This is a genomic window from Helicobacter pametensis ATCC 51478, from assembly GCF_000518225.1.
GTDB lineage: Bacteria > Campylobacterota > Campylobacteria > Campylobacterales > Helicobacteraceae > Helicobacter_G > Helicobacter_G pametensis.
On sequence record NZ_JADE01000011.1, the window covers coordinates 64686 to 76675 of the forward strand.

Consider the following 11990-nt stretch of genomic DNA (forward strand, 5'->3'; position numbering starts at 1 on the left):
TATATCAAAAATCCCACTACATTAAAAAGCTTTTTGTTCTCCAAAAGGGCGTAGCTATAAGCCGAGTTCTGTATTGGGTGGGTATTTATCTAGGAGCACATTTTGCAATGCCTCTCAAGCGAGAAGTGAAAATCAAAGACAAAAACCATACTTCTCTTGCTACGGATTGGGTTTACACGGACACCCCAAATCTCTTTGGGATCGGTGAGCTCTTACCTCACCTTTTCACCCTTACCACTGATGTGGCGGTTATTTTCTGTTGCACTTTCCCTTAGATTACTCTAGCCATCTGTTAGATGGAATCCTGTCTTTGTGTAGCTCGGACTTTCCTCTTTGGATCAAAGCAACCACCTGCTACACCCTTTTGAGAAACCCAATTTTAGCTAAAATGATTCTCTTTTATTGATGTATGAGTATGAAGGAAGGGCGAGATGAGGAAAGTTTGCACTTTGGTAATGGTGATGATGGTCTGTATGATGGGTAAGCCCACGATAGTGAGTTCTAAGGCGATCAAAAAGGGATCTTTAGATTCTCAAAATATGTTTCTAGGCATCGTGCGATTCAAGGAAAATTCCCAGATTGCCTCCCAAAGTAGTGGGGTTGTCGAAAAGGTACTCTTTGAGCTTGGTGCCAAAGTGAAAAAGGGAGATGATTTAGTCGTTTTGAGCTCTGATCTATTACAAAAGGATATCCAATCCAAAGAAGCCAAACTCAAGCAAGCCAAGATTCTCAAAGATTACCAGCTCAAAGAATTAGAGCGCTACAAAAACCTCTTAGAGACCGACTCAATTGCACTCCAACAATACGAAAAGCTAAACTATGAATTCCAAGTCCAAGATCTCACAATCCTCTCACTTGAGGCAGAGCTAGATCAAGCACGCGTTGAATTATCCCAAAAGACGATCAAAGCCCCCTTTGATGGAATCATTGTCAAGAAAAATGTCAATATCGGTGAGTGGATCAAAGTTGGTGATGGGGTTTGTGAGATTCTCAACAATTCTAGTCCTGAAGCCATTGTAGATGTGCCAAGCTCCATCCTTGCATTCAATAAACTTGGAGATTCTATCAGTGTCAATATCAACAAAAAAAACTACACGGGCAAAATCAAAGCCATCATTCCCAAAGCTGATAGCCGCTCTAGGACCTTTCCAGTCATTATCACTCTTCCAAATGATGCCAAGCTTTTTGATGGGATGGCAGCAAGTGCGATGCTCAAAAGTGGGGGTGAAAGCCAAGGCTATATCATTCCTCGTGATAGTGTGATTGAGTATCGCAACCGCCCATCAATCTTTGTCATACGCCAAGGAAAAGCAGTCGCAGTGGGTGTGGAGGTGCTTGCAATCTCGGGAAATATCGCTGTGGTGCGCGGTAATCTTAGAGACAAAGAACGCGTCATCTATCGTGGGCAATATCGTCTCCAAGAAGGCACAGAGGTCAAAGAAGGTCTAAGCCAACGCGAGCAAAAAGTGAATCTTGTATGAATCTCATCAAAAGCGCGATCAAATATCCAGTTGTTGTTTTAGTGGGGATTATTTTTGTTTTTCTCTTTGGGGGGATTGCACTCTATAAGCTTCCCTATCAGCTGACACCCAAGGTCGTCTATCCCATTATCAGTATTTACACAAGCTGGAAAAATGCCAGTCCCTATGAAGTCGAAGCAGAAATCATCTCTCCCCAAGAAAAAGCACTCAAAAGCCTAGAATCTCTTCAAAGTATGACTTCCATCTCTAGAGAAGGAAGAGGGAGTATCACACTTGAATTCAAGCAAGGCAGCAATCTCAATACACTTCTTTTGCAAGTCTCACAAAAACTTGAAGAAGTGAGGGGATATCCAAGCGATGTGGGCAGACCCATCATCAAAGCTAGTGGAGAGAGCATCCCCCCAAGTATCTACCTTTTCTTGCACTCCACCCAACCCAATCTCTCTGTGCAAGATCAACGCGTCTTTTTTGTCGAAAATGTTGTGCCATTTTTGGAGCGTATCCAAGGAGTGGGGGAGGTCAGCGTGTGGGGTGGGCGTGATGAGCAGATGCACATCTTGCTAGATACTAAGCTTCTAGCCTACAACAATATCACCATCTCAGAAGTCATCTCTGCTATCACCAAAGCCAACAAAAATACATCAGCAGGTGTTTTGGACTATAGTTCAAGAAGTTATCGTGTCCGTGTCAATTCCAAATTTGCATCCATCGATGATATCTACAATACTGTGATCAAAAGTGAGGGAGGACGCATCCTTCTTCTCCGTGATATTGCTGAAGTCAAAGAAGGTTTCGCCAAAACTCAAGTCTATAGTTTTCACAACAATCAAGATGCGATCTCTGTGCGCATCCATCCAAGTGTTTCTGCAAGTGTCCTAGAGCTTACAAATGCAGTCGAGCAAGAAGTCCAGCGCCTCAATTCCACCATCCTAGCAGATCATCATCTTAAGCTTGAGTGGAGTAGGGATCAGCGTGGATACATCTTGGAAGCTATCGCACTTGTCCAAGAAAATATCCTCTATGGGATTCTCTTTGCTGCCATGATTTTGTTTGTGTTTTTGCGCAACTTTAGCTCTGTGTTTGTTGTGGCATTTGTGATCCCTGTGAGTATCTTTGGGACTTTTGTGATCCTTGTATTTTTTGATCGCACACTCAATGTCGTCTCTCTTGCAGGGATCTCATTTGCCATCAGTATGCTTGTAGATAATGCCATCGTTGTGCTAGAAAATATCCAGCGTCACAAAGCTCAAGGCAAATCTCTCTACAAATCCTGTATCGATGGCACGCGTGAGGTTGTGGGGGCGATTTTTGCCTCTGTTTTGACGACTGTGGCGATCTTTGTCCCGATTTTGGGCTTGGAGAGTGAGAGTGGGCAGCTATTTTATGACATCGCACTTTCTGCGACCTCTGCCTTATTGATTTCATTTTTTGTCTCACTTTTTGTTGTCCCGATGCTTACTTATAAGCTTCAAGAGCATAGTAGCTCTATTGCAGGGATTGGCGTATGGATTGGGCGGATTGCAGATTGGGTATTTGCTCCCCTAGATTTCATCGGTAAGTATTTTTATCAAACGATGCGTTTTTTGCTTGAGATCATCCTCTCCTCAGTTTGGATGCGACTTGTCTGTGTCAGTGGTTTTATTGCATTGAGCATCTGGCTCTATGGTGCGCTTTTTCCAAGGATTTCTTATCTCCCAAGTGGAGATCAAAACTTTGCTATCTCTTATCTAAGTGCCCCACCAGGTCTATCTTACACTGAGCGCAAAGAGATCGCCCAGACCTTTTATGAACAAAACAAACAATATCTAAGTCTCAATGGCTACACCCCCTCATCACCACAAGATCCACCAGCTATCAAAGATCTATTTTTCATCGGTAATGAATCTTTTATGATGATTGGTGCCATCGCTCAGGATCCTAAACGCATCGGAGATCTCACCAAAAAACTCCAGCAAGATATCAACAATATTCCCTCAGTGCGAGGTAATGTCTTTCAGCAGGGTATCTTTGATGCGGGTAATGGTGGATTGAGTATTGATGTCTATCTTACAGGTGTGCAGCTAGATACTTTGCGTGAGGATGCCCACAAAGTCATCCAAACAATTCGCGAAAAGATTCCCAAAGCAAGTGTGAGGGCTATCCCTACCCTTGAGATCAACAACAAAGAGCTGACTTTCTATCCAGATGCTCAAGCACTAGCACTCAATGGGATGGATCCGCGTGGATTTGGAGAGATCCTTAGCACATTTCTCAGTGGCAAAACTATCGGTGAATATCAAACTCAAAGCGGACGCAATATCGATCTAGTCCTCAAATCCAACCAATACTCATCCTTTGCTCCAGAAGATCTCAATTTTGCCCAAGTCTATACTCCCCTAGGCAATGTCGTCTCTCTCTATTCTCTTGCTCAGATCAAAGAAGAATATGGCATCACACAGATTCGTCACTATGAGCGTGCTAGAAGTATCTTGCTCATCGTCATCCCACCTAAAGATATGGCACTTCAAGATGCCCTTGAGACGATCAATACCCAAGTCCTTCCATCCATTCAGCTTGATAAACACACCAAAGTTCTTCTCAAAGGAAGTGCAGATAAGCTAGAGCAGACCAAGCAAGAGCTCCTAGGAGGATTCACACTTGCTGTGGTGATTACCTATCTTCTTCTATGCGCACTTTATGGGAATTTTGTCTATCCATTTGTCATTATTCTCACGCTTCCTTTTGCTGTAGTGGGGGGTTTTATTGGCTTAAAACTCACAAATCTCTATATCGCACCTCAGCCTATGGACATCCTTGCGATGCTTGGAATGATCATCCTTGTAGGAAGTGTTGTGAATAATGCGATTTTGATCGTCTATCAGAGTTTGATCAATATCCGTGAATACAAACTCACTCCCTATCCTGCCATCTTTGAAGCCACACTTAGTCGGATACGCCCCATCTATATGAGTATGCTTACAAGTGTGTGTGGATTATTGCCACTTGTCATCTTTAGTGGAAGTGGTAGCGAGATCTATCGTGGGCTTGGGGCAGTCATCGTGGGGGGATTGGTGTTTTCTACATTTGTGACGATTTTTATTATTCCTGCGATCTTGCTTTTTTTTATCTCTAGAGAACATCGCACCAAAGGAGAAAAACATTGAGAAAAATATTGTGCTGGATTTTTTTAAGCGTGGGGCTTGGGGCATTGGATATTTATGAGAGTGTTGAGATCGTTCTCCAAAAAAGTGACAAAATCAAAGAGCAAAAGGCCATCTTGGAAAAACTCAAAAGTGAGTTAGGAGCCTATAGGGGTGATTACTATCCCAAAATCGATCTCTCTTACAAAAGTGCTTATCTAGCTCCAAGTAACTCTACAGGAAGCAAAGTCGCTCTAGGGATGTCTCTCAATCTCTTCAATGGCCTCAAAGACCAAAACACCATCAAAATGCAAGAGAAATACATCCAATCCCAAGAAGAAGAGATGCGCCGTGTGCAAGAAGAGATGAAATACCTCACCAAAAAACTCTATGTCCAAATCCTTCTCACCAAGGGGCTTTTAGAGATTTCCAAAGAATCTGCCCATCTTCTAGAGCTCCAGCTCAAACAAGCTCAGCAGTTTTATAGACAGGGCATCTGGGCCAAAAACAATGTCTTAAGTGTAGAAGTCAGTCTTGCAAGTGCCAAATTAGAAATCAACTCAAACACCACACAGCTCAACTATCTTCTCTCCGCACTTGAAAGCATCCTAGAGATGCCCATCAACCTCCAAGAGATGAAAGACCTTCCCCTCAATCAAGAAGAGATGGATTATGATCGTCTAAGCCTACTTATCTTTGAATACAAGCCAGAATACAAAGCGATGCAGCGGCGTAAAGATGCTCTTCTCTATGAGATCTCCTCACTCAAAAGCACCTATTATCCCAAGATCGATCTGGGAATCTCAGGAGATTATAACTTTGGAGGGCGCTATTATGGAGAGTCTCAGCTCTTCATTGGGCTAGGTGTCTCCCTCAATCTCTTCAATGGCCTCAAAGACTCTTATAAAATCCAAGCCAAACAACATGAACTTATGGCTTTGGAATCCAAGATCGCTGCTTTTAAGAGAGATACTCTCACAGAGCTCAAAAAAGCCATCGGTGAGTTTGATCTAGCCAAGGATCAATATCTCCTCTCTATCAAAGCCAACCAAAACGCCCAAGAAAACTACCGCATCGTCTCCAACCGCTATAAACAAAAGCTTGAGACCTCAAGTGATCTCCTTGATGCTGAACTGATGCTCAAAAATGCCAAGGCCAATCTTCTCAAATCCCAATACGCCATCTGGGAGAGTTCTTTTTATGTCGAATACCTCCTAGGAGGGAACAAAGGCTATTTTCTTGGTTTTTAAGATTTATACATCTGGTTATAAACACTTCCGCTATATCGGACTTCTTCAATAGGTGTTTCATCATCTAAGATGGGAGAGACCTCACTAGAGATGTTGGCGCGTGCTTGCTCTAGTTCTTCCTCGCTATAGCTATAGTGAAGATGGGCTTCTAGCACACTAGGGAGGGCTGAAATTGCATTGAGGATATGCATCTCTGCCTCAATATTTTCTGCCTCGATACTTAGGATGATGATGCGCTTATCTTCATCCATAAGATGCACTTCACAGCCTTGGATTCCTTTGAGCTCTTCTTGGGTTTCTTCTGGAGTGTTTTGACAATAAACAATTGCACTAGAGATATTCATCTTAATTCCTATTGTGTTGGGATTGAGTGCTGATTCTATCAGAGCATAAAGGGATTCTTAGAAATATTGGAGGGTGAATGATTCTTTTTGGGTGCAAACCTCTGCAAGCGCAGAGGTCATATATTATTTCACACCCTCATTGATGACATCTAAGAGATTTGAGGATTTTTTACTCGCACTATCGCGATATTCGGGTTTGAAAGTATTGCCTACCAAAGGCTTAAGCTGTGCTTGTGGAGCATGACACTGTGTGCAGTTCCAGCGGCTATCAGCGATCCCCTCTGTGATGGATTTGGAGTTTCTCAAATCATAAAGATGGGATTTTGGCACAGGTGTTGCACCCATATCTTGAGCCACTTCAACTGAGTGACAATCAAGACAGGCATTGGTACTTTGTGTGAAGTCTGTGAGACCCTCTATATCATGAGGGATCATGGGCGGAGCATTTTCATAAGCTCGCTCAAAGACCTTGCTCTCACCAGGAGCCTTGTCGCTGTATTTGAAACCTTGAAGTTTGACTTTGTCTTCATTATTGAGTGGCACATTGCGAAGTCCTAGCTCTGTATCACTCACTGCCTTTGCTCCAGCAAGGCTTAGCACAACACACCCCCACATGACAATCTTATGTATTTTCATTTTTTCCTCCTAAAATACTAAAGTTCAACGCATCATCAGCGCAAACATCAATACATCTTCCACATTTGAGACAAGCCATCTGTGTGACTTGTGCATCTCTTTTTCCGACCATATCTAAGACTTGCTTCTCAGGACATATCTCGATACATTTCATACATTTTGTGCAATTTTGCACATTGTGTTTGACTTTGAGTATTGAGAATTTTCCGATCAGCGAAAAGGTCGCACCAATAGGGCAAATATGCCCACAAAAACCATTTTTGAGCACAAATAGATCAAACAAAAAGATCGCTCCAATGCCCAAGATTCCAAACCCCATCCCAAACACAATCCCACGATGAAGCATTGAGACAGGATTGATCATCTCAAATGCCCCTACACCAAAGAGGACTGAGAGGATGAGACTTGCCAGTAAGACAAGGTATTTGAATCCTCTAGGCAATGAAAGCAAAGAAGTTTTGAGAGCAAATCTGCGTCGTAGCCACGCACTCAGATCTGTGATGGGATTGATTGGGCACACCCATCCACAATACGCCCTCCCAGCAAATACTCCATAAAACAAGCTGATGATCAAGGCTCCGATCCAAACATCCAGTGCCAAGCTCCCCCCAGCGACAAAAAGCTGCAAGGTTGCAAACGGATCACTCAAAGGAATGGTATCTAGCACTTTGCTAAAGCTTAGATTCCCACTTAAGAGATGGCTGAAGTTTTCTTTGCTCATCAATACACCCTCAAAGCTTGCACTTTGCGTATTGAGCAAACCTTCTTGATGGATTCCATTGGGAGTTTTAAGCTCCAAGAGAGCATAATTCCCCAAGATGAAAAGAGCTAGCAAGCCGATTTGGACAAGCCTCCTCATCACAAGAAATCGCAAACTTCTCATGCGTCCCATCAGAAACCTCCTTGATTGAGGTAGTCTAGAGCATCTTGGCGCTGTGAAGATGGCACACCTGATTCTAAGATGCGTTGCTCATCTCCACTTTTCCAACTTCGGATATAGTGCTCTCCAACACTTCCCAATACCTGCTCACGCCTCAAAACCCGAATCGTCGGAGTTTGTGTGACACAAGCCCTCTCGCACAATCCACACCCTGTGCAGACTTCTGCATTAACCATGGGTAAAAGCTCAGCATGCTCATTGGTGAATTGGCTATGACGAAACTCAAGAAAGATCGCCTTCCCAATCAATGGACATGCCCGATAGCACGCATCGCACTGGATCCCACCATAGGCGATGCAGTGCGTCGTATCAATCACTGCTACACCCATTCTAGCCTCATTGATGCTCACTTCTCCCCCATGGCTTAAGCGCTTGACATCTAGTGCTCCACTTGGACAGGCATAGGCACAAGGAATGTCTTTGCACATGTAGCATGGGATATTTCTTGGCTCAAAGTAGGGTGTCCCTGATGGGATATCGCTTCCTGCACTTGCGAGTTTGAGTGTGAGATAAGGACAAGCCTCCACACACAATCCACAGCGGATGCAGCTTGCAAGAAACTCTTCCTCGCTTCCAGCAGCGGGGGGACGCAGAGCGATAGGGCGACTTACGCCATTTAGATGTGTGCTCCACACCATTGCTCCTAAACTCAAAGCCCCGATTCCATTGACCCATTTGAGAATAGCTTTTCTTCTCTCGGGATTAAACTTTTCCACTGGATTTTAAGCCTTGTAAATTTTCACAGCACATTTTTTGAAGTCTGTTTGTTTGGAGATCGGACAAGTCGAATCAAGACAGACTTTGTTGATAAGCACATTCTCATCAAACCAAGGCACATAGATAAGACCTTTTGGTGGCTTATTTCTTCCACGCACATCAATCCTTGCTTTGACTTTCCCGCGTCGGCTTTCTACCCAGATCACATCTCCTTGCTTCATCCCTTGCTCTTGAGCATCTTTGGGATTCATATAGCAGAGTGCTTCAGGCACCGCACGATAGAGTTCAGGCACACGCATTGTCATCGTCCCACTATGCCAATGTTCTAACACGCGTCCTGTGCATAGCCACATCGGATATTCTTTGTTTGGCATTTCACATGGATCCATATAGGGGCGTAAGAAGATCTTGGCTTTATTGTGGATACTGACAGTTTGATCACTTGGGGCTGACAGGCTTCCTGTGGGGATAGAAGCATTTTTGTGTCCATAAAACGCAAACTTCTCTCCATTAGCCGCTGCTTTCTTGGCATAGACATCATATTCAGTATTGAATCTCCATTTGGTCTCCTTCCAGCCAAGTTTTTCATTTTTGTCTTCCACCACAGGCCATCTCAAGCCACGCACATGGTGATAGACATCAAATGGAGCAAGATCATGCCCATGCCCTGTGCCAAACTCCCTGTATTCTTCCCAAAGATATTTTTGGATAAAGAATCCACAGCCTTGATAGACCTTGCCATCACCACCCTTGACTTTTCTGAAATCCCCAAGTGCTTCTGTATTTTCAAATCCTTTGGTGACTTCATCTTTTCCATAAGAGAATGTTTTGGCTTCTTTGTTGGCAAAGAGCACATCATAGAGTGTATCACTCTCTTTGTAGCCCATTTTCTTGGCTTCATTAAGCACTGATTTCATCCCTAGCTCAGGATAGTCTTTGCCCCAGACCTCTTTGAGTGTGAATCGCTTAGCAAACTCTGTCATCTGCCAGATATCAGGCATCGCTTCACCTGGTGCGACGACCTGCTGTCTCCAGTGCTGTGTGCGTCGCTCTGCATTTCCATAAGCTCCCCACTTCTCATACATCATCGCACTAGGCAGAATCAGATCTGCGACCTTTGCACTAATCCCTGGGTAACAATCACTTGTGACGATAAAATTATCCATCTCTCTTGCTGCTTTGATCCAGTGGTTGAGATTTGCTGTGTTTTGGAAGGGGTTATTGACTGCGACCCAAATCCACTTGATCTTACCTTCCTCGATTTGTCGCATCGCTTCAAGATAATGAGCACCGACTTTGCCATTGAGTGTGCCAGAAGGGATCTTCCAGATCTTCTCACTCACTTCGCGATGCTTGGGGTTATTGACCACCATATCAGCAGGTAAGCGATGGCAGAATACCCCTACCTCTCGTGCTGTTCCACATGCACTTGGCTGTCCTGTGAGAGAGAATGCACCACTTCCAGGCTTGCTCTGCTTCCCAAGAAGCATATGCACCATATAGCTTTGCTCATTGACCCATGTTCCTCTTTGGTGCTGATTCATCCCCATAGTCCAAAAGCTTACGACCTTGCGATCTTTCTCGATATAGTAGTTGGCAAGTGCTTGAAGCTTTTGTTTGAACTCTTCCAAACTCTCATCATCATCGCCCTTAGCAATCTCAGCGACAAACTCAAGAGTATATGGCTCCAATCCCTTCTTAAAATCTTCGAAGCTAATCTCCCAGTTTGCCCCTGCTTTGCTTGCATTACTCATCTCAAGCTGATCTCCAGCTTTAAGTCCAAGATATTGCAAGCTGATGCCCTCTGTAGCACTGATCGTCTTGCTCACCTCTTGCTTGACTGTATCGCGCTCTTTATCACTGACATGAGGTGAGCTAGGATCATTTCTTAGTCCATAGCCGATATTGACAAATCCTGTCGTGAAAACACAATGCTTTTGAACAAACTCTTGATCGATCGCTTCTGGGTGGTTGTAGATGATCTCTCTGGCGATATAGTTCCAGATCGCCAAATCCGTAGAGGGTTTGAAGATGATCTCAATATCAGCAAGATCTGAAGTGCGGTTGCGATAAGTGGAGAGATTGATGACTTTGACTTTGTCTTTGTTGGTGAGTTTGTGATCTGTGACACGACTCCAAAGGATGGGATGCATCTCTGCCATATTGGCTCCCCAAGTCACGACTGTATCTGTGAGTTCGATATCGTTGTAGCATCCAGCAGGCTCATCCACACCAAAAGTTTGCATAAACCCTGCCACAGCACTTGCCATACAGTGGCGTGCATTTGGATCGATATTGTTGCTTCTAAATCCCGCTTTGAAAAGCTTCACTGCCGCATATCCCTCTGGGATTGTGTATTGACCAGAGCCAAAAACCATCGTAGCAGTCGGACCATATTGGTTATAGACTTTTTTAAACTGCTCTTCCATCACATCAAAGGCTTTTTTCCAGCTTACAGGTTGGAATTTACCTTTTTTGTCAAACTCTCCCTTGCTATTGACACGCAAAAGGGGCTGAACTAAGCGATCTTGTGCATACATGATCTTGGCACAGAAATATCCCTTGATACAGTTGATCCCTTTATTGACAGGTGCTTCCGGATCTCCTTTGACAGCGACGATTTTGTTGTTTTTGGTAGCGACCATGATCCCACAGCCTGTCCCGCAGAAACGACAAGTAGCCTTATCCCACCTCCAGTTTTGCTCCCCTTTTTGGGCTTTAGCTTGGAGGCTTTGTGGCACTCCTACGCCAACACTAAGCGCTGCACTCATAATGGCAGAACTCTTCAGAAAATCACGACGATTGATTTGATTTGGCATTCTCTCTCCTTGTTTTGATGCTAGTTTGGCTTTGTTTTGAAGTCAAAACAGGTTAAATTATAGTCGTGATGTAAGAGAATAAGGGAAAATCTTGCACAGATGGAGTGGATAACTCTTAAACTGATTAGTTTGGTAACACTTAAATGCGATGAGTATCGAATCTATCAGGGCACAAAAGCACACAAATCTTGATCGATCATCCAATCAATCACCAAGAAATATGAGATAATTTAAGCGAGTGTTGAAGAAGGACGCTTCCTTGTGAAAGGAGGTGGTAACTATGGATCTATTTATCCACATCATAAAGCTCTTAGTCGCTTTGGCTGAGCTTCTAAGAGCCTTTCTTGAGCTAATTTAATAGCTCGATTTTTCAAAAACAAGAGGCATTATACTCAATCTAGCCAAAGTTTCAATAAATTGTAAAAGTTCATAACCTTTGACACTTTTTCTCCATTGAATTCTGCCATTCTATCACACACTCCATTGGTGTCTTGTAGTTCAAACTCTTGTGGGGGATTTTTGTATTGTAAATCTCTAGCCATTCTCTCAACTTCTCTTCAAATCTTTTTGGTTTTTTAAAGAGTAAATCTTGGTTGTATTGAATGAAACTCTCTTGTATTGTTCTATTAAATCTTTCATTGTGAGCATTTTGCTTTGGACTTCTAGGATAAGTCCATAAGTGTT

General features: G+C 43.5%; 9 protein-coding genes, 1 other RNA gene and 1 pseudogene. 3 read left to right on the forward strand and 8 right to left on the reverse strand.

Features of this window, described 5'->3' with window-relative positions; all coding sequences use genetic code 11:
• Positions 1-41: 41 nt before the first annotated feature.
• Positions 42-363, reverse strand: an RNA gene (gene rnpB / locus T391_RS08390) — RNase P RNA component class A.
• 68 nt (positions 364-431) lie between these two features.
• On the opposite strand from rnpB, the gene T391_RS0104125 reads away from it, so the two are divergent.
• The 3 genes from T391_RS0104125 to T391_RS0104135 are packed head-to-tail and all read left to right on the forward strand — an operon-like array spanning position 432 to position 5850.
• Entirely contained in the window at positions 432-1481 is a 1050-nt protein-coding gene (locus T391_RS0104125; protein WP_027327269.1) for an efflux RND transporter periplasmic adaptor subunit, read from the forward strand.
• Positions 1478-4624 carry an efflux RND transporter permease subunit gene (locus T391_RS0104130; RefSeq protein ID WP_027327270.1) on the forward strand — a complete coding sequence of 1049 codons (3147 nt, stop codon included), beginning with the start codon at positions 1478-1480 and terminating at the stop codon, positions 4622-4624. Before T391_RS0104125 ends, T391_RS0104130 begins: the two co-directional genes overlap by 4 nt.
• The gene (locus T391_RS0104135; RefSeq protein ID WP_027327271.1) at positions 4621-5850 is read left to right on the forward strand and encodes a TolC family protein; all 1230 of its coding nucleotides are present in this window, start codon (positions 4621-4623) and stop codon (positions 5848-5850) included. The genes T391_RS0104130 and T391_RS0104135 overlap by 4 nt, the downstream gene beginning before the upstream one ends.
• Here the strand turns inward: T391_RS0104135 and T391_RS0104140 are convergent.
• The 7 genes and pseudogenes from T391_RS0104140 to T391_RS08785 all read right to left on the reverse strand — a co-directional run.
• Entirely contained in the window at positions 5847-6194 is a 348-nt protein-coding gene (locus T391_RS0104140; RefSeq protein ID WP_027327272.1) for a chaperone NapD, read from the reverse strand. The genes T391_RS0104135 and T391_RS0104140 overlap by 4 nt on opposite strands.
• Positions 6195-6317: 123 nt before the next feature.
• Positions 6318-6830 (reverse strand): nitrate reductase cytochrome c-type subunit, encoded by a 513-nt coding sequence (locus T391_RS0104145; protein WP_027327273.1) that lies wholly within the window; start codon positions 6828-6830, stop codon positions 6318-6320.
• Positions 6817-7722 (reverse strand): quinol dehydrogenase ferredoxin subunit NapH, encoded by a 906-nt coding sequence (gene napH / locus T391_RS0104150; protein WP_027327274.1) that lies wholly within the window; start codon positions 7720-7722, stop codon positions 6817-6819. The genes T391_RS0104145 and napH overlap by 14 nt, the downstream gene beginning before the upstream one ends.
• Positions 7722-8486 (reverse strand): ferredoxin-type protein NapG, encoded by a 765-nt coding sequence (napG, locus tag T391_RS0104155; protein ID WP_027327275.1) that lies wholly within the window; start codon positions 8484-8486, stop codon positions 7722-7724. The genes napH and napG overlap by 1 nt, the downstream gene beginning before the upstream one ends.
• Before the next feature lie 6 nt (positions 8487-8492).
• Positions 8493-11294 carry a nitrate reductase catalytic subunit NapA gene (gene napA, locus T391_RS0104160; protein WP_027327276.1) on the reverse strand — a complete coding sequence of 934 codons (2802 nt, stop codon included), beginning with the start codon at positions 11292-11294 and terminating at the stop codon, positions 8493-8495.
• Between the two features lie 404 nt (positions 11295-11698).
• Positions 11699-11848, reverse strand: a complete 150-nt coding sequence (locus tag T391_RS08695; protein ID WP_244874350.1) for a hypothetical protein — start codon at positions 11846-11848, stop codon at positions 11699-11701.
• Between the two features lie 2 nt (positions 11849-11850).
• A pseudogene (locus T391_RS08785) lies at positions 11851-11925 on the reverse strand (hypothetical protein); the annotation flags it as partial.
• Positions 11926-11990: the final 65 nt, after the last annotated feature.